Annotated in this window: 16 protein-coding genes and 1 riboswitch; of the genes, 7 read left to right on the top strand and 9 right to left on the bottom strand. The window is 73.6% G+C overall.

The window, feature by feature from the left end; all coding sequences use genetic code 11:
* Nucleotides 1-45: 45 nt before the first annotated feature.
* From OG556_RS29100 to OG556_RS29110, 3 genes are all read right to left on the bottom strand, one after another.
* On the bottom strand, nt 46-1,455 hold the full coding sequence (locus OG556_RS29100) for a sugar porter family MFS transporter (RefSeq protein WP_371521294.1): 1,410 nt from the start codon (nt 1,453-1,455) through the stop codon (nt 46-48).
* Nucleotides 1,456-1,707: 252 nt separating this feature from the next.
* Nucleotides 1,708-2,361: an FMN-binding negative transcriptional regulator gene (locus OG556_RS29105; RefSeq protein WP_371521297.1), complete on the bottom strand. Its 654-nt coding sequence runs from the start codon at nt 2,359-2,361 to the stop codon at nt 1,708-1,710.
* A gap of 14 nt (nt 2,362-2,375) precedes the next feature.
* Nucleotides 2,376-3,047: a pyridoxamine 5'-phosphate oxidase family protein gene (locus OG556_RS29110; protein ID WP_371521300.1), complete on the bottom strand. Its 672-nt coding sequence runs from the start codon at nt 3,045-3,047 to the stop codon at nt 2,376-2,378.
* Nucleotides 3,048-3,081: 34 nt separating this feature from the next.
* On the opposite strand from OG556_RS29110, the gene OG556_RS29115 reads away from it, so the two are divergent.
* A complete protein-coding gene (locus OG556_RS29115; RefSeq protein ID WP_371521303.1) occupies nt 3,082-4,419 on the top strand; it encodes an aminotransferase class I/II-fold pyridoxal phosphate-dependent enzyme in 1,338 nt (445 codons plus the stop codon).
* Nucleotides 4,420-4,644: 225 nt separating this feature from the next.
* Complete coding sequence (locus OG556_RS29120; RefSeq protein WP_371521306.1) at nt 4,645-5,862, top strand: GDSL-type esterase/lipase family protein; 1,218 nt, start codon at nt 4,645-4,647, stop codon at nt 5,860-5,862.
* Between the two features lie 110 nt (nt 5,863-5,972).
* On the opposite strand, the gene OG556_RS29125 is transcribed toward OG556_RS29120, so the two are convergent.
* On the bottom strand, nt 5,973-7,331 hold the full coding sequence (locus OG556_RS29125; RefSeq protein ID WP_371521309.1) for an NAD(P)/FAD-dependent oxidoreductase: 1,359 nt from the start codon (nt 7,329-7,331) through the stop codon (nt 5,973-5,975).
* 169 nt (nt 7,332-7,500) lie between these two features.
* On the opposite strand from OG556_RS29125, the gene OG556_RS29130 reads away from it, so the two are divergent.
* The 4 genes from OG556_RS29130 to purB all read left to right on the top strand — a co-directional run bounded on the left by OG556_RS29130 (nt 7,501) and on the right by purB (nt 10,811).
* Nucleotides 7,501-8,256, top strand: coding sequence for a HipA family kinase (locus OG556_RS29130; RefSeq protein ID WP_079136059.1), 756 nt, complete (start codon nt 7,501-7,503; stop codon nt 8,254-8,256).
* On the top strand, nt 8,253-8,669 hold the full coding sequence (locus tag OG556_RS29135; RefSeq protein ID WP_350879042.1) for a DUF3037 domain-containing protein: 417 nt from the start codon (nt 8,253-8,255) through the stop codon (nt 8,667-8,669). The genes OG556_RS29130 and OG556_RS29135 overlap by 4 nt, the downstream gene beginning before the upstream one ends.
* Before the next feature lie 99 nt (nt 8,670-8,768).
* A complete protein-coding gene (locus tag OG556_RS29140) occupies nt 8,769-9,221 on the top strand; it encodes a MarR family winged helix-turn-helix transcriptional regulator (protein WP_371521313.1) in 453 nt (150 codons plus the stop codon).
* Nucleotides 9,222-9,380: 159 nt separating this feature from the next.
* On the top strand, nt 9,381-10,811 hold the full coding sequence (purB, locus tag OG556_RS29145) for an adenylosuccinate lyase (protein WP_371521316.1): 1,431 nt from the start codon (nt 9,381-9,383) through the stop codon (nt 10,809-10,811).
* Between the two features lie 7 nt (nt 10,812-10,818).
* On the opposite strand, the gene OG556_RS29150 is transcribed toward purB, so the two are convergent.
* Nucleotides 10,819-12,351, bottom strand: coding sequence for an MFS transporter (locus OG556_RS29150; RefSeq protein WP_371521318.1), 1,533 nt, complete (start codon nt 12,349-12,351; stop codon nt 10,819-10,821).
* Between the two features lie 312 nt (nt 12,352-12,663).
* Nucleotides 12,664-12,846: riboswitch (cyclic di-AMP (ydaO/yuaA leader) on the top strand.
* Nucleotides 12,847-12,848: 2 nt separating this feature from the next.
* Between OG556_RS29150 and OG556_RS29155 the strand changes: the two genes are divergently transcribed.
* On the top strand, nt 12,849-13,808 hold the full coding sequence (locus OG556_RS29155) for a peptidoglycan DD-metalloendopeptidase family protein (RefSeq protein ID WP_371521321.1): 960 nt from the start codon (nt 12,849-12,851) through the stop codon (nt 13,806-13,808).
* 288 nt (nt 13,809-14,096) lie between these two features.
* On the opposite strand, the gene OG556_RS29160 is transcribed toward OG556_RS29155, so the two are convergent.
* The 4 genes from OG556_RS29160 to OG556_RS29175 all read right to left on the bottom strand — a co-directional run bounded on the left by OG556_RS29160 (nt 14,097) and on the right by OG556_RS29175 (nt 17,413).
* A complete protein-coding gene (locus OG556_RS29160) occupies nt 14,097-14,816 on the bottom strand; it encodes a DUF2470 domain-containing protein (RefSeq protein WP_371521323.1) in 720 nt (239 codons plus the stop codon).
* 254 nt (nt 14,817-15,070) lie between these two features.
* Nucleotides 15,071-15,496 carry a RidA family protein gene (locus OG556_RS29165; RefSeq protein ID WP_371521326.1) on the bottom strand — a complete coding sequence of 142 codons (426 nt, stop codon included), beginning with the start codon at nt 15,494-15,496 and terminating at the stop codon, nt 15,071-15,073.
* Nucleotides 15,497-15,522: 26 nt separating this feature from the next.
* Complete coding sequence (locus OG556_RS29170) at nt 15,523-16,272, bottom strand: IclR family transcriptional regulator (RefSeq protein WP_371521328.1); 750 nt, start codon at nt 16,270-16,272, stop codon at nt 15,523-15,525.
* A gap of 37 nt (nt 16,273-16,309) precedes the next feature.
* On the bottom strand, nt 16,310-17,413 hold the full coding sequence (locus OG556_RS29175; RefSeq protein WP_371521330.1) for a sugar kinase: 1,104 nt from the start codon (nt 17,411-17,413) through the stop codon (nt 16,310-16,312).
* Nucleotides 17,414-17,433 lie beyond the last annotated feature (20 nt).

Here is a 17,433-nt window from a genome sequence, read left to right on the forward strand (position 1 = left end):
GCCGGATGCGGCGGGGACTCGACGGGGGACTCGGCGGGGGCGGGCTCAGCCCATCTCCTCCAGGGCGCGGCCCTTGGTCTCCTTGATGCAGAAGGCCACGAACGGGATGGAGAGCAGTGCGAAGGCCGCGTAGATGACGTACGTCGCCGACAGGTTCCAGTCGGCGAGGTTGGGGAAGGTGACGGTGATCGCCCAGTTGGCGATCCACTGGGCCGATGCGGCGACGGACAGCGCGAGCGCGCGGATCCGGTTGGGGAACATCTCGCCGAGCAGGACCCAGACCACCACGCCCCAGGAGAAGGCGAAGCAGAGCACGAAGACGTGCGCCGCGACCAGGGCGACGGTGGCGTGGGTGTTGTCGAGGGTGGCGGTGTCCCCCGTGCCCTGCCGGTACGAGAACGCCCAGGCGGCGGTGCCCAGCGCGAGCGCCATGCCGATCGAGCCGGCCAGGGCGAGCGGCTTGCGGCCGATCCGGTCCACCAGCGCCATCGCGATCACCGTGCCGATCACGTTGATGATGGAGGTGGAGAGGCTGATCAGCAGCGAGTTGGACTCGTTGATGCCGACCGACTGCCAGAGGAACGAGGAGTAGTAGAAGATCACGTTGATGCCGACGAACTGCTGGAACACCGAGGCCCCGATGCCGACCCAGACGATCGGGAGCAGGCCGAACCGCCCGCCGAGCAGGTCCTTGAGCCGGGGCTTGTGCGAGGACTCCAGCACCGCGCGGATCTCCGCGACCCGGGCGTCCAGGTCGACGTCCTCGCCCTCCACCTCGCGCAGCACCTTGCGGGCCTGGTCCTCCCGGTGGTCGGCGATCAGGTAGCGCGGCGACTCCGGGATGGCGAGCGCCATCAGCCCGTACACCAGGGCCGGGATGGTCTCCACGCCGAGCATCCACTGCCAGGCCTGGATGCCGCCCAGGTGGCCGGTGGACTCACCTCCGGCAGCCTGGTTGATCGCCCAGTTGGCGAGCTGGGAGACGGTGATGCCGAGCACGATCGCCATCTGCTGGAAGGAGGCGAGCCGGCCCCGGTAGGCGGTCGGCGCGACCTCGGCGATGTAGGTGGGCGCGATCACCGAGGCGATGCCGATCGCGATGCCGCCGACCACGCGCCAGGTGGCCAGCACCTGGATGCTCGGCGGGAACATCGAGCCGAGGCCGCTGATCGCGAACAGGCCGGCGGCCAGCAGCATGGTGCGGACCCGGCCGAGGTGGTCGGCGAGCCGGCCGGCGGCCACCGCGCCGGCCGCCGAGCCGAGCAGCGCGATGGCCACCACGAAGGCCGTTTCGCCGTTGCCCACGGCGAAGTGCTTCTGGATGCCCGTCACCGCACCGTTGATCACCGCGCTGTCGTAGCCGAACAGGAACCCGCCCATCGCGGCGGCGGCGGAGATGAAGATGACGTGCCCGAGGTGGGCCTCGCCCGCCCGATGGCTGTTGAGTGTGGACAAGCGCGCTCCCCGAGGTGGACGGGCCCGCTCTGACGGCCGAGTGGGCAGGACTCGTCTCACATTCGAGCAGCGGCGGGGCCGCCCTGCTCGAATTGGGGGCCGATCGGGTGATTCGGGGTCAGTCAGGGGCAGTCATCAGGAGCGCGATGGGCCGTTCGCGCCGGGAGCGTGAACGGGCGGACGCGCCCCCGGGCCAGCCGGTGCGCCTGCCGGGGCAGTTGACGCGCCCCCTGGTCGCCCGGTGCGCCCGGGTCAGCTGACGCGCCGCCGGTGCCGGCGCAGCAGTTGGGTGCGGGCGGCGGCGTCCTGGTCGCGCCGGGGGTGCGGGGCGTCCGCCCGGTCGGCCTCGCGCTCGGCCAGCCGGTCGGCGATCGCGTGCTGGGCGTCGGCCGGCTTCTTGTCGTCGTACTTGAACTTGGCCCGCACCTCGCGGACCGTCAGGCGGAGCCCGCGCACGCCGGGGAGCAGCCGGGAGAACTCGCCCTCGCCGGGCACCACCCGGGTGTCCGGCGTCTCCGGCTGGAAGTGCGCCAGCTGGCGGTTGAGGATCTCCGCCTTGCCCGCCGCGGACTCGACGAGCTCGGCGGTGCAGTGGAAGTGGACGGAGGCGTAGTAGCTGGTGGGCGTGCCCGGCTCGCCGCGCCAGTGGCCGGGCGCGAAGGCGTAGTCGTCGGTGACCGCGAGGGTGACCTGCGGGTCGGCCCGGACGGCGGCCAGCAGCGGGTTGGGCGTGGCGAGGTGGAGCAGGATCTCGCCGCGCTCGGCGTCCAGCAGGAAGTGCGTCGGGACGAGCACCGGGCCCTCGCCCGGTCCGCCGTTGGCGGCGAGCAGGCCGAAGTCGCGGCCCTCGGCCAGCCAGGCGCGCCACTCCTGTTCGTCGCCGCGGTCCCAGGATCTGATCAGCATCGGCGGGCCCTCCGTCAGCGGGGGTAGCCGCGCAGGTGCGCGGGCAGCGGGACGGTGGTGGAGTCGGCCGGCTCGGGGGTGCCGTGCACGGTGGTGACCGGGATCAGGCCGGACCAGTGGGGCAGGTCGAGATCCTCCGGGTCGTCGTCGGCGCCGTCCGCGCGGGTCTTGGCCGAGACCTCGTCCAGGTCGAGCCGCAGGACGGCGGTGGCGGCGAGTTCCTTGGCGTTGGCCGGGCGGACCTCGGTGGAGCGGCCGGGGATCGCGTGGTCGACCAGCGCGGCCAGCGCGACGTCCAGCTCCTCGGGGTCGGTGACCTGGTGGGCGGTGCCGTGCGCGATGACCGAGCGGAAGTTGACCGAGTGGTTGAACGCGGACTTGGTCAGCACCAGCGCGTCGACCAGGGTGACGGTGAGGCAGACCGGCAGGCCCTGGTCGGCGGAGGCGTTGCGCAGCGGACGGCTGCCGGTCGAGCCGTGGACGTACAGCCGGCTGCCGACGCGGGCGTAGATGGTCGGCAGGACGACGGGGGCGCCGTCGGCGACGAAGCCGAGGTGGCAGATGTACGCGTGGTCGAGGATGTCGTGGATCGCCTCCTGCTCCCAGGTGGCGCGGTCCTTGTAGCGGGTGGGGGTGGTGCGGGGGGTGCGGGAGTAGCTGGCGGAGCCTTCTGAAGGGGCCGACATGACAACCTCTATGTACTAGTGCATAATTTGCTTTGTGCTAGGAGACTATCCGCTGAAAGGGCGACGCGCCAGCGAAATCGCGTCCCACATCGAACAGGGCGTGAGCACCGGGCGCCTCGCCCCCGGAACCGCGCTGCCCCCGCTGCGCCACCTCGCCGCCGAACTCGGCGTCAACCCCAACACCGTCGCCGCCGCCTACCGGCTGCTCCGCGACCGCGGGGTGATCGAGACCGCCGGCCGCAAGGGCAGCCGGATCCTCCCCAGGCCCGCGCTCACCCCGCGCGACCAGATCCGCGTCCCCGTCCCCCCGCACGCCCGCGACCTGTCCGGCGGCAACCCCGACCCGGCGCTGCTGCCCGACCTCGCCCCGGTCCTCGCGGCCGCCGCCGGGGCCGCCCGTGCCGAGCCCGTCCTGTACGGGCACCCGGCCATCGACCCCGGGCTGCTCGCGCTCGCCCGCGCCTCCTTCGAGGCCGACGGCCTGCCCGGCGGCCCGATCGCCGTCGCCTCCGGCTCGCTCGACACCATCGAGCGCATCCTCGCCATCCGGCTGCGCCCCGGCGACGCCGTCGCCGTCGAGGACCCGGGCTGGGGCAGCCTGCTCGACCTGCTGCCCGCGCTCGGCCTGCGGCCCGCGCCCGTCCGGCTGGACGACGAGGGCCCGCTGCCCGACTCGCTCGCCGCCGCGCTGGCCGAGGGCGCCCGCGCGGTGGTGGTCACCAGCCGGGCGCAGAACCCGACCGGCGCCGCGCTCACCGCCCGCCGGGCCGAGGAACTGCGGGCCGTCCTGGCCGAGCACCCCGGCGTGCTGCTGATCGAGGACGACCACGGGCACGGCATGGTCGACCAGCCGTACCACTCGCTGGTGGGCGCCGGCGCACGGCACTGGGCCGTGGTGCGCTCGGCGGCCAAGGCGTACGGCCCGGACCTGCGGCTCTCGGTGGCCGTCGGCGACCAGGACACCATCGGGCGGGTCACCGGGCGGCTGCGCCTGGGCGCCGGCTGGGTCAGCCACCTGCTCCAGCGGGCCGTCGCCGAACTGTGGCGCACCGACGCGGTGCCGGTCGCCCGGGTGGCCGGCGTCTACCGGGCCCGCCGGGACGCGCTGCTCGGCGAGCTCGCCGCGCGCGGCATCGAGGCGCACGGCGAGAGCGGGCTGAACGTCTGGGTGCCGGTGCCGGACGAGACCTCCGCGCTGGTGGCGCTGGTGCAGCGCGGCTGGGTCGCGGCGCCCGGCGCGCGCTACCGCGTCCAGTCCCCGCCCGGGCTGCGGCTCACCGTGGCCCAGCTGGAACCGGCGGACGCGCGGCGGCTGGCCGAGGACCTGGCGGCCGTGCTGGGGGCGGGCGGGGCCGGTTCGCGGCTGGTGTGAACCGGGCTGCTCCGGTCCGGTTCGACCCGTTCGTCCCGCCGGTCTGAACCCGGTGCTCCGCTGGTCTGAACCCGGCGGTAACAAAGCGGGAAACCTGGTGCAGATACCTAGCGGTAACCAGTGCGGGCATGTCATGTTCATCGCGCCACCGGCCGGCGGCCCACCCTCACCTAGGCGTCTCCCCGTCCCCACCGCACGGGGAGACCGAGCCGCAGGAGTTCCGCCGTGCCCGAAAACAGTTCGAGCATCACCCGCAGTGCCCCTCGACTCCGCCGACGGCTGCTCACCGCGGCCCTCGCCCTCCCGCTGGCCGCCGGCGGTCTGATGGCCGGCGGCCTCGCCACCGCCGCGTCGGCCGCCGCGGCCCCCTCGGTACCCCTCGCCGCACCGGGCGGCCCCACCGCCAGCGTCACGCTCGGCGACAGCTACATCTCCGGCGAGGCCGGCCGCTGGATGGGCAACGCCGCCGGCACCAGCGGCAGCCGGGCCGGTACCGACCGCGCCTGGAACGGCAGTTCCGCCGACGCCTCCCGGATCTACGGCCCCACGGCCGCGAGCGGCTGCGACCGCTCCGACGTCGCCGAGGTGCTCAGCGCCTCCACCGGCGCGCAGAACGAGATCAACCTGGCCTGCTCCGGCGCCGTCACCGCGAACATCTTCCGCGCCGCCAACGGCGGCCAGACGCTCAAGGGCGAGGCCCCGCAGGCCGACCAACTCGCCACCGTGGCACGGCAGAACAACGTCAAGCTGATCACGCTGTCGATCGGCGGCAACGACCTCGGCTTCGGCGGCATCATCTCCAACTGCGTCCAGGACTACCTCATCTGGTACTCCTACTGCCACGACTCCGCGCAGTCCTCGATCGACTCGAAGATGCCCACGGCGATGGCCGGGGTCGGCAAGGCGATCGACGAGATCCGCGCGGTGATGGCCGGGGCCGGCTACGCGCAGGGGGACTACCGCCTCGTCCTGCAGTCCTACCCCTCGCCGATCCCGCGCAGCGCCGAGATGCGCTACCCGGAGAGCGGCTGGACCCGCTCGAACACCGGCGGCTGCCCGTTCTGGGACGGTGACGCCGACTGGGCGCGCGACTCGATGGTGCCGCAGATCTCCAAGTCGCTGGCCGGGGTCGCGTCGTCCAAGGGCGCCCAGTTCCTCGACCTCTCCGACATGCTGCAGGGCCGCGAGGTCTGCTCGACGGCCACCCGGCAGCCGACCGCCACCGCCGGACCGTCCGCGACCACCAGCGAATGGGCGCGCTTCCTGGACGGCGGCCTCAACTCCACCCAGGGCGTGCTGCAGGAGTCGATGCACCCCAACTACTACGGGCAGCAGGCGCTCGGGCGCTGCCTGACCCTGCTGTGGGGGCAGAGCAGCGGCGACTACGCGTGCCGCAACACGGCGGGGCAGGACGCGAGCGGGATGTACCTGGCGGCGCGGTGACGTCTTGACGCGGGGGTGTCGTGACGCCCGGTTGTCACGACGCCGGGCCGTTGTGACGCGATGCCCGGTGCCCGTTTCCGGACCGGTTCCGGAGGCGGGCGCCGGGTGGCTCAACCCTTGGCGAGCAGGGCCTGGGCGTGCGCCCGGACCTGGTCCTTCGTCAAGTAGGCGTCGGTGTACTCGAAATCGCGCATCCTGGCGGGCTGCCGGGCGAGGAAGCCGGTCCGGACGAAGTCGTCCCCGGCGGTCGCGTTGAGCAGCCAGTTGGCGCCCACCCGGAACTTGGCCGCGTTGGTGCGCATCGCCATCAGGTGGTAGCCGCGGGCCACCAGCTGGGCCGGCACCCCGTGCAGCTCCACGCCGAGCGGCTTGGACACCGCGTCCTTGCCGCCCAGGTCGACCACCAGGCCCAAGTCCTTGTGGTAGTAGGGCTCCAGAGGCTGGTTGCGGAGCGCGGCGATCACGTTGCCGGCCACCACGCGGCCCTGCCGGGCGGAGTGCTGGGCGGTCGGCGGGCAGACCGCGCCGTCGCCCTTGGCGAGGTCCGGCACGGCGGCCGCGTCGCCCAGCGCGAACACGTTCTCGAACTGCGGCACCCGCATCTCCGCCGTCACCGCGAGCCGGCCGCGGACCGTCTCCGCGTCCAGCGTGCCGATCAGCGGGCTCGCGGCGACCCCGGCGGTCCAGATCAGGGTGCGGCAGGGCAGCACCCGGCCGTCGGTGAACTTGACCGACTCGGCGCCGACTTCGGCCACCGAGACGCCCAGCGACACCTCGATCCCGCGGCTGCGCAGCACCTCCAGAGCGGACAGGCCCAGTGCGTCGCCCAGCTCCGGCATCAGCTTCGGGGCGATGTCGATCAGGTGCCACTTGATCTGCCGGGCGTCCAGGCGCGGGTAGCGGTGGGACGCGGCGGTGGTCAGGCGTTGCAGGCAGGCGGCCGTCTCGGTGCCCGCGTAGCCGCCGCCGACGACCACGAACTGGAGCCGGGACTCGCGCTCCCGCTGGTCCAGGGTGGCCGAGGCGAGGTCGAGTTGGGCGATCACGTGGTCGCGGACGTAGGCCGCCTCGGCGAGCGTCTTCATCCCGCGGGCGTAGTCGGTCAGGCCGGGGATGTCGAAGGTGCGGGTGACGCTGCCGGGGGAGAGGACCAGGTAGTCGTACTTCTGCGCCACCACCTCGTCGGTGATCTTGCGGACCACGCACACCTTGGAGGCCGGGTCCACGCCGATCGCGCCGCCCGGAACGATGTGGGTGCGGCGCAGCGTGCGGCGCAGGGAGACCGCGACCGACTGCGGGGTCAGCACGCCGGCCGCGACGTGCGGCAGCAGGGGCAGGTAGAGCTGGTAGCTGAACGGTGTGACCAGCGAGATCTCGGCCTCCGACGGCGCGAGCTTGCGTTCGAGTCGGCGGGCGCACTCCAGGCCGGCGAAGCCGCCGCCCACGATCAGGATCCGAGGTCGTTCCATCGCTCATCCCTTTGCCGTGCAGGTCGTAACCGCGAAGGTCCCCATTGCTGTCCGCCACACTCGCACGGAGCAGCGGGGGCTGCCACCGGGGTGGGGCGGATGGTGGAGGGGTGGGAGAGGGCGCACCGAGGGGAGGAGGTGACGGGTCGGCACCGATAGGCTGTCGGGCGTGCTCCCCGAGGTGACGGCGGTCCGTTATGTGACGCCACTGCGAGAAGGCGGCTCGATGCCGGGCCTGGTCGAGGCCGACGACCGGCGGCTGTACGCGCTGAAATGGGTCGGCGCGGCGCAGGGCCGGAAGGCGTTGGTGGCGGAGGTGCTGGCCGGGGAGTTGGGCCGGCGGCTCGGGCTGCCGGTGCCGGAGCTGGTGACGGTCGACCTGGATCCGGTGCTGGCCCGCAGCGAGCCGGACCAGCAGGTCCAGGACCAGATGCGGGCCAGTGGCGGGACCAACCTCGGGATGGCCTTCGTCAGCGGCGCGCTCAACTTCGACCCGCTCTGCTTCGAGGTGGATCCGGAGCTGGCCGGCCAGGTGCTCTGGTTCGACGCGCTGATCGGCAACGTCGACCGCTCCTGGCGCAACCCCAACCTGCTGGTGGCGACCGGCGGGCTGCGGCTGATCGACCACGGCGCGAGTCTGATCTTCCACCACCACTGGGCGGGCGCCGCCGCCTGGGTGCGCCGCCCGTACGACGCCTCGGACCACGCGCTGCTGCGGGCCCGGCCGGACCTGACGGCCGCCGACAAGGCGCTCGCGCCGCTCGCGGAGGCCGCGATCGAGGGCGCGGTGGCGCGGATCCCGGAGGTCTGGCTGCTGGACGAGCCCGGCTTCGACTCGCCCGAGGCGGTGCGCGCCGCGTACCGCGCCCAGCTGACCGGCCGACTGGCCGGTCCGCGCGACTGGCTGCCGGAGGTGCCCGCATGACCGAGCCGAGGACGCCCGCGCTGCCGGCCGCCGTCGAGCTGCACGACTACGAGTACGCCGTGATCCGCGCGGTGCCGCGGGTGGAGCGCGGTGAGTGCGTCAACGTCGGGGTGCTGCTGTACTGCCGGCAGAACGGGTACCTGGCCGCGCGCACGCACCTGGACCAGGCCCGGCTGCTGGCGCTCGACCCGGTGGCGGACGTGAACGGGGTGCGGCGGGCGCTGCACGGGATCGAGGCGGTGTGTGCCGGGGGCCCGGAGGCCGGTCCGGCGGCGGGGGACAGCCCGGGGCAGCGGTTCCGCTGGCTGACCGCTCCGCGCAGTGCGATCGTCCAGCCGGGGCCGGTGCACACCGGGCTGACCGCGGACCCGGAACCGGAGCTGCGGCACCTGTTCGATCAGCTGGTGCTCTAGGCTCTGTCGACCGGCCGGTGCTGCAGTTCCGGTCAAGTCGTCGACGGTTGCCGTGGTCAAAGCTTGAGTTGCTGAAGCACTTGGCCGTACGCTGACCCCATGGGTTCGACAGCGACGACGACCGTACCGACCAACGCCGAGTTGATGGAAGCGTTGGCCGCCGTCGGCGCCGCGTATTTCCAGGACTTCGCGGCGGCCGCCGCCCGGCACGGGCTCTCCTCCTCGCAGGCCAAGGCGCTCGGCGCGGTGCAGGAACCGGTGCCGATGCGGGCGCTGGCCGGACGGCTGGGCTGCGACGCGTCCAACGTCACCGGGATCGTGGACCGGCTGGAGTCGCTGCGCCTGGCCCACCGGGAGGCCGCCGCCGGCGACCGCCGGGTGAAGATCGTCGTGATCACGGACGAGGGCCGGGAGATCCTGAACCGCATCCGCGGCGAGATGGCCCGCACCCACCAGGCCTTCGAGGCGATGACCGACGAGCAGCGGATCGCGCTGCACTCGATCTGCGCGCAGGTCCTGCCGGTGCTGGCCGGCCGGGCCGCCGCCCAGTGAGCCGCCCGGCAGCGGGCCGCGCCGCGCCCGGCGGGAGCCGTCGGGCGGGCCCGGTCTGAGCCGTCGGGCGGGTCCGGTCGGAGCCGCCCGCTCCGGCCCGGGTCGGAGCGCCCGGTGCGCCGACGTTCCGGCTGACCTCGGCTGTTAGGCTTGCGAAGCGTGAGCGCGAAGCCCCAGATCCCCAATGTCCTGGCCTCCCGGTACGCCTCGGCGACCCTGGCCCAGCTGTGGTCCCCCGAGCACAAGGTGGTCCTCGAGCGCCACCTGTGGCTCGCCGTCCTGAAGGCCCAGCAGGACCTCGGTGTCGAGGTACCGGCGAACGCCGTCGCCGACTACGAGCGGGTGATCGACCAGGTCGACCTCGGCTCGATCGCCGCCCGTGAGCGGGTCACCCGCCACGACGTGAAGGCCCGGATCGAGGAGTTCAGCGAGCTCGCCGGCCACGAGCAGATCCACAAGGGCATGACCTCCCGGGATCTGACCGAGAACGTCGAGCAGCTGCAGATCCGCCAGTCGCTGGAGCACGTGCGCGACCGCACGGTGGCCGTGCTGGTCCGGCTGGCCCGCCTGGCCGCCCAGCACTCCGAGCTGGTCATGGCCGGCCGTTCGCACAACGTGGCCGCGCAGGCCACCACCCTGGGTAAGCGCTTCGCGTCGATCACCGACGAACTGCTGGTCGCCTTCCGCCGCCTGGAGGAGCTGATCGCCCGCTACCCGCTGCGCGGGATCAAGGGCCCGGTCGGCACCGCCCAGGACATGCTGGACCTGCTCGGCGGCGACACCGACAAGCTCGCCGAGCTGGAGCGCCGGGTCGCCGGGCACCTCGGCTTCGACAACGTGTTCATCAGCGTCGGCCAGGTCTACCCGCGCTCGCTGGACTTCGAGGTGCTCACCGCCCTCGTCCAGCTGGCCGCCGCGCCGTCCAGCCTGGCCAAGACCATCCGTCTGATGGCCGGCCACGAGCTGGTCACGGAGGGCTTCAAGGAGGGCCAGGTCGGTTCCTCGGCGATGCCGCACAAGATGAACACCCGCTCCTGCGAGCGCGTCAACGGCCTGGCCGTCATCCTGCGCGGCTACGCCTCGATGACCGGCGAGCTGGCCGGCGACCAGTGGAACGAGGGTGACGTCTCCTGCTCGGTGGTGCGCCGGGTCGCGCTGCCGGACGCCTTCTTCGCCTTCGACGGCCTGCTGGAGACCTTCCTGACCGTCCTCGACGAGTTCGGCGCCTTCCCCGCCGTGATCGAGGCCGAGCTGGACCGCTACCTGCCGTTCCTCGCCACCACCAAGGTGCTGATGGGCGCGGTGCGCGCGGGCGTCGGCCGGGAGACCGGCCACGAGGTCATCAAGGAGCACGCCGTCGCCTCCGCGCTGGCGATGCGTGCGGGCGCCCGCGAGAACGAGCTGCTGGACCGGCTGGCCGCCGACGAGCGGATCCCGCTGGACCGGGCCGGGCTGGACGCGCTGCTGGCCGACCGGCTCTCCTTCACCGGTGCGGCCGGTGCCCAGGTCGCCGAGGTGGTCCGCCAGGTGGAGGCCGTCGCCGCCGCCTACCCGGAGGCCGCCAAGTACGCGCCCGGCGACATCCTCTGACGATTCGTCAGCTGGTTGAGGGCCCTGTCGCCGATCCGGTGGCGGGGCCCTCGTCCGTGTGGACGTGGCCCGGGTCGAGCGGCGGGGTGGTGCCGCAGGCCCACTCGCAGTCCGGCTCGGCCACCGGGCGGTCCGTCGGCGCGAGCACGTTGCCGCGGACGGTGGCGAAGGCCGTCAGCCCGCCGGTGACCAGCAGCCCGGCGCAGATCAGCATCGCGGTGCGGAAGGCGGAGTCCACCGCGGACGGCACCCGGTAGGCGTCGCCGCTCAGCCCGGCGAGCGAGGGCAGCGCGGCGACCGCGAGCAGACTGGCCGCGCGGGCGGCGGCGTTGTTGACGCCGCTGGCGATGCCCGCGTGCCGGACCTCGACGGCGGCCAGTACCGTCGCCGTCAGCGGCGCGACCAGCAGGGTCATCCCGCAGCCCAGCACCGTGACGGCGGGCAGTACGTCCGCCCAGTAGGAGGAGTCGGGGCCGGTGCGCAGCATCAGCAGCACCCCGGCGGCGCACACCAGCGGACCGACGGTGAGCGGGATCCGGGGGCCGATCCGCTTGCCCAGCCGCCCGGCGCGCGCCGACAGGGTCAGCATCAGCACGGTGATCGGGACCAGGGCGAGGCCGGAGACCAGCGGGGAGAAGCCGGAGACGATCTGCAACTGCACCACCAGCAGGAAGAACACCCCGCTGAACGCCGCGTAGACGCAGAGGGTGACCAGGTTGACGGCGGTGAACAGCCGGGAGGAGAAGAGGCCGAGCGGCAGCATCGGCTCGGGGGTGCGGCGCTCGACCGCGATGAAGGCCGCGCCGAGCAGCAGGCCGACCGAGCCGGTGAGCCAGACCTCGGGGGACAGGCCCTCCCCGGCGGCGGTCAGCGCGTAGGTGATCGCGCCGAGGGCGAGCGCGGCGAGCAGCGCGCCGGGGACGTCGAAGCGGCCGACGGCGCTCTCGTTCCGGCTCTCGGGGACGAACCGGGAGGTGACCGCGACCACGGCCGCCGCGAGCGGCAGGTTCAGCAGGAAGATCCACCGCCAGCCGGGGCCGTCCACCAGCCAGCCGCCGAGGAAGGGGCCGACCGCGGCCGACACCCCGCCGAGGCCCGACCACAGGCCGACCGCAGCCGAGCGGTCGTCCGGGTGGAAGACGGCGTGCAGCATGGCGAGCGAACCGGGGGTGAGCAGCGCCCCGCCGATGCCCTGGACGGCGCGGGCGGCGATCAGCACGTGGATGGTGGGGGCGGCCGCGCAGGCCGCGGAGGCGGCGGCGAACCAGAGCACGCCGATCAGGAAGACCCGGCGCCGGCCGTACCGGTCGCCGAGCGCGCCGCCCAGCAGGATCAGCCCGGCCAGGGTGAGCAGGTAGGCGTTGAGCGTCCACTGCAGGGACGCGAGGGAGGCGCCGAGATCGGTGCCGATGCGGGGCAGCGCGACGTTCACCACGGTGCCGTCGAGCATCGCCATGCTGGAGCCGAGCACCGTCGCGAGGAGGACCCAGCGTCCCCGCGAGGTGCCCAGGCGCAGTGTTCCTGCTTCGGAGGTGGCCACGGGCCGATCCTGCGCCCGTGGGGCGTACGTGACAAGGGTCACCGGGGGGTGTGTCGGTGGGTGCGCGGTGTGTGAGCGGGCGGGTGCGCAGCGGCGTCGGAATCGGCGCTGTGTCGTGGATCAGTGGCGCCCGGTGAATGGATTGTGCACGTACGGTGCAGCCGATCATTCGGAGGGTCACCGCAGCTCGGGGGGTTGTTTCCGGTTCAAGTGATCGACATTGCTTCACCCGAACGGATGGGTTTTAGTTCAGCGACCGCCCGGCCAGTCCGGACGGATCCACCGGGTGGAACGCCGAATCCTGCCGCTGCCCGGTGGCTCGCACCGAACTCTGTACGGCAGGAGCGGGGGACCCACAGGTAAGTCGCCGGACCGGAAACGGCACGCTTTCGCGTACCCGGATCCAGGGCCGGCTAGGGGTGAAGCCGCATGTGCGGCCGGGCAACTCCAGCCCGAACCCGACAGCTCACCTCGCAGGCGTCGGAGAGGAAAATTCCATGCCTGCACAGGCTCGTCGTATCGCCCTGCCCCGCGCCGCCCGCATCGGGATCGCCACCGCCGTCACCGGTGTCTCCTTCGCCCTGCCGCTCGTCACTGCGATGAGCGCCCAGGCGCACCCCGCGCCGGCCGCCGCGGTCACCGCCGCCCCGGCCGCCGCTCCCGCCGACCGGGCCCAGGCCTCCTCGCAGGAGAGCTACCGCGTCGTCAGCGGCGACACCCTGTCCAAGATCGCCGACGCCCAGCACGTCGACGGCGGCTGGCAGGCGCTGTACGACCACAACCGTGAGGTCGTCGGCGGCAACCCGGACCTGATCTTCCCCGGCCAGAAGCTCGTGGTCGCCGGCCAGGCCGCCCCGGCCAAGCCCGCCGCCCCGGCGAAGCCCGCCCAGCCGTCCGCCCAGGACGCCGCGCCGGCCACCACCGCCGCCAAGCCGCAGGCCCAGCTGGAGGTCCAGACCGAGGCGGCCAAGCCGTCCGCGCAGCTCCAGACCCAGTTGCAGACCGCCGCTCCGACCACCGCGGTCGCCGCCGTGCCGGTCGCCGCCGCCTCGACCTTCGTCGCCCCGCTGGCCAACCCGAAGCTGGGCACCGCCTACGGCGTGGCCGGCTCGATGTGGGCCTCCGGCCACCACACCGGCCAGGACTTCGTCGCCTCCACCGGCACCCCGCTGCGCGCCGTCGGCAACGGCGTCGTGGTGAAGGCCGGCAACGGCGGCGCCTACGGCAACGAGGTCGAGATCAAGCTCGCCGACGGCCACTACGCCGAGTACGCGCACCTGTCCTCGATCGGTGTGAAGATCGGTCAGACCGTCAAGGCCGGACAGCAGATCGGCCTCTCCGGCGCGACCGGCAACGTGACCGGCCCGCACCTGCACTTCGAGATCCGCAACGGCTCGGAGTACGGCTCGGACATCAACCCGGTCGCCTACCTGCGGGCCCACGGCGTCGCGCTCTGACCCGTACCGGATGCACCGGATCTGACAGATCTGCCGGATGTGCCGGATGTGTCGGATGAGGAACCACCGCTGCTACGGGGCGAATCGACCGCCCGGGATGGTCATGTCGGGTGACCGCTCGACCGGGTGATCGCCGCAGCAGTGGACATGGGCGCGGGACACGCCCAGGCCGGCCCGGCTCGCGAGACTTCTCTCGTGAGCCGGGCCGGCCGCTGTCGTTTCCGGGCCTCGGCGGGTGCTCTCCGGGCGAGTTGACGATGCGTCAAGTCGATGGGCTGGTGGGCCGGTTCAGAGCCGGTGGGCGGGCAGCCCGTGCTGGGCGGCGGTCAGCAGCTCGTGCATCCGCTGCCCGAAGTCCTCGGTGTCGGCGGCCGGTTCGGGGAAGACCAGGCGGACGTCGCGGTGGCCGTGCGGGTGGTCCAGGCGCAGGACCAGGCCGTGGCGGTCCAGGGCGAGCGGGCGGACCTCCGGGTGCTGGGCGAGCAGGTCCGGGTCGAGCAGCCGGGTGAGGACGGCGAGGGCGTCGGCGTGGTCGTCGGCGAGGTGGGTGAGCATGGCGGCCTCGTAGCGGGCCAGCGGGTCGGGTGAGGCGAGGGCGAGGTCGCCGGCGGTGAGCGCGCCGGTGCCGTACGGGGTGGCGAGGACGGCGTGGGCGACGTCCACGCGCAGGTGGACGCTGAGGCCGTCGTCGGCGAGGTGGGCCAGGTGTAGTCGGCCGGCCAGGGTGAGGCGGGCGCGGATCCGGTCGCGGACGGCGACGGGGGAGACGTCGGTGACGTCCAGGACGACGGCGAGTCCGTCGGTTTCGCGGGCGGCGGCGGTGGCGAGCGGGTCGCCCAGCGGGGCGCGCAGGCGTAGCCGGGAGCCGTGGACGGAGACCGGGGTGTCGAGGTCGTGGTGTTCGCCGCAGGCGCGGACGGTGAGCGAGGAGGTCGCGCTGAGCAGGCTCTGGACGCGCTCGGCGGTGGTGGGTTCGGGCACCTCGGCGTCGCCGGCGGACAGGCTCATGACGGACCTCCAGTTAGTTAGGTGAGCCTAACCTAATCTCCGCTCGGGGGTGTGGCAAGTGGCGCGGTCGGGGCTGCCGCCGTCAGGGATGGGCGGCGCCGGACCGGCGGGCGAGGGGCGGGCCGTGGCGTGCTCGAATGCCCCGGCCGAGCAGGGCGTGCCTGCGGGGAGGTGAGCGAGGGGGAACGGCGAAGGGCCCGGGCGCGCCTGTGCGCGTCCGGGCCCCTGCGGTGGTCGGGCTGCTCGGCGTTCTCTCAGGCGACGACGGCCTGGGCGTCGATCTCGACCAGCATCGGCTCCTGCGGCAGCTCGACGAAGATCGTGGTGCGGCAGGGCTTCACGCCGCCGGGCTTGATGTTCTCGTCGATGAACTCGGCGTACACCTCGTTCATCAGCGGGAAGTCCGCCCGCTTGGTGAGGTAGACCCGGAACATCACCACGTCCTCGATGGTGGCCCCGCCGGCCTCGACGATCGCCTTGACGTTCTCCAGCGTGCGCCGGGTCTGCGCCTTCACGTCGCCGTGGTACAGGTACTCGCCGGTCGCCGGGTCCTGCGGGCCCTGGCCGGAGACCTGGAGGATCGGGCCCTTGCGGACGCCCTGGGAGAACATCCAGGCGGGGGCGGGGGCGCCGTCGGTGCGGATCTCGGTCTTGCCGCTGGTCGGGTGCTGCTCGTTCATGGGGTTCCTCACGGTCTGACGGTTGATCAGTTGTGGTCCGGGCGGCCGCAGTCGGCCGAGATGGCGCGGGTGGTGGCGAGCAGCTGCGGGAGGAGGTCCAGCACCTGCTCGTAGGGGAGGACGACATCCGGCACCGAGATGGACGCGGCGGCGACGACCCGGCCGCTGGCGTCCCGGATCGGGGCGGCCACGCAGTTGATGAACGACTCGTGCTCGGCGTGGTCCTGCGCCCAGCCCTGGACGGCGACCTTCTCCAACTCGGCGAGCAGCGCTTCGGGCGTGCCGAGGGTGCGGGGGGTGTGCGGGGTGAAGTCGATCCCGGCGGCCACCCGGCGGCGTTCGGGCAGCGGCAGGTCGGCCAGCAGCACCTTGGAGACGGCGGCGCTGTGCAGGGCGGCGCGCAGGCCGATCCGGGAGTACATCCTGACCGGGTGCCGGGAGTCGAACTTGTCGATGTAGACGACCTCGCCGCCCTCGTACGCGGCCAGGTGCACGGTCTGGCCGGTGGTGGCGTTCAGCTCGGCCAGGTGCGGGCCGGCGATCCGGCGGACGCCGCGCTGTTCCAGGGCGAGGCCGGAGAGGGCGAACAGGCCGGCGCCCAGGTGGTAGCGGTAGGCGGCGTCACGGTAGACGAACCGTTCCTCCTCCAGGCTCTGGAGCAGTCGGAGCACGGTCGTCTTGTGGACGCCGAGCACCTCGGCCAGCTGGTCGAGGGAGCGCTCGCCCTCGCCGAGTTCGGCGAGCAGGCGCAGGGCGCGGGTGACGGTCTGGCTCATCGTGCTCCGCCGGGGTCGTTCGGGCTCGGGTTGCTGCTCATTGTGCCCGGGCCCGCCGGGTGTCGCGGGACCGGTCCGGGGGGACGGCCGGGCCGGTGATGCCCTCCACCGAGACCCGGGTGGCGGCCCAGTCGGCGGGCGAGGCGTCGAGCAGCGCGGCCACCACGGCGGCGGGCGGCAGTTCGGCCTGGTCGCCGTGGGCGGTCAGCGCGCAGGCGGCGCTCAGGTGGCCGAGCCGCAGCCGGCGGCGCTGGTCCAGGCCGCGGACGGTGCCGGCCAGGTAGCCGGCGGCGAAGGCGTCGCCCGCGCCGGTGGCCTCGACCACCTCGACGGCCAGGGCCGGTTCGCTCACCGCCGTGCCGTCCCGCTCCAGGGCGGTGACCAGCCGGGCGGCGTCCTTGACCACCAGGGTGGCCGGGGAGGCGAAGCGACGGCGCAGCGCGGCCGGCTCCCCGGTGCCGAACGCGGCCTCGGCCTCGTCGGCGCCGATCAGCAGCAGGTCGGCGGCGTCCAGCAGCGGCGGCAGGACGGCCGGGTCGCGGTCGCGCCAGAGCGCGGGGCGCCAGTTGAGGTCGAAGCTGACGGTCCGCCCCGGGCGGCGGTCGGCGAGCAGCGCGCGCAGCAGCGCCAGGCAGTCGTCGGAGAGCGCGGCGGTGATGCCGGACAGGTGCAGCAGACGGGCGCCGGACAGCAGCCGGACGGCCGCCGGGTCGGCCAGCAGGGAGGGGGAGAGCGCGGCGGCCGCGGAGCCGCGCCGGTGGTAGTGCAGCCGGCTGCGGCCGGGGCCGAGGTCGTGGTGGTGGCCGGTGGCGCCGCCGACCTCCTTGAGGTACAGGCCGGTGGGGCGGTGCGGGTCGACGGCGACCGCCGAGACGTCCACGCCGCGGGCGGCGACCTCGGCGAGCAGCCGGCGGCCGAAGCCGTCGTCGCCGACCCGGCTGATCCAGGCGGTCGGCACGCCGAGCGCGGCCAGCGCGCCGGCCACGTTGGACTCCGCGCCGCCGACCGACAACCGGAAGTTCTCCACCGCCTCCAGCGGGCCCGGCCGGTCCGGCAGCAGCACCGCCATGGACTCGCCCACGCACACGGCCGTCGGGGAAGGACCGGGGCGGGCCGGGCCCGGGGTGTCCTGTCGCGGCATCTGCTGGGCTCCTCCGTCTG

Source organism: Kitasatospora sp. NBC_01300 (assembly GCF_041435235.1).
Lineage (GTDB): Bacteria > Actinomycetota > Actinomycetes > Streptomycetales > Streptomycetaceae > Kitasatospora.

Bases quoted from the DNA above. Each gene is read 5' to 3' on its own strand.
- OG556_RS29105 (WP_371521297.1), bottom strand. From the start codon at position 2,361: ATGCTGATCAGATCCTGGGACCGCGGCGACGAACAGGAGTGGCGCGCC.
- OG556_RS29110 (WP_371521300.1), bottom strand. From the start codon at position 3,047: ATGTCGGCCCCTTCAGAAGGCTCCGCCAGCTACTCCCGCACCCCCCGC.
- OG556_RS29125 (WP_371521309.1), bottom strand. From the start codon at position 7,331: ATGGAACGACCTCGGATCCTGATCGTGGGCGGCGGCTTCGCCGGCCTG.
- OG556_RS29135 (WP_350879042.1), top strand. From the start codon at position 8,253: ATGACCGAGCCGAGGACGCCCGCGCTGCCGGCCGCCGTCGAGCTGCAC.
- OG556_RS29140 (WP_371521313.1), top strand. From the start codon at position 8,769: ATGGGTTCGACAGCGACGACGACCGTACCGACCAACGCCGAGTTGATG.
- OG556_RS29155 (WP_371521321.1), top strand. From the start codon at position 12,849: ATGCCTGCACAGGCTCGTCGTATCGCCCTGCCCCGCGCCGCCCGCATC.
- OG556_RS29160 (WP_371521323.1), bottom strand. From the start codon at position 14,816: ATGAGCCTGTCCGCCGGCGACGCCGAGGTGCCCGAACCCACCACCGCC.
- OG556_RS29165 (WP_371521326.1), bottom strand. From the start codon at position 15,496: ATGAACGAGCAGCACCCGACCAGCGGCAAGACCGAGATCCGCACCGAC.
- OG556_RS29170 (WP_371521328.1), bottom strand. From the start codon at position 16,272: ATGAGCCAGACCGTCACCCGCGCCCTGCGCCTGCTCGCCGAACTCGGC.
- OG556_RS29175 (WP_371521330.1), bottom strand. From the start codon at position 17,413: ATGCCGCGACAGGACACCCCGGGCCCGGCCCGCCCCGGTCCTTCCCCG.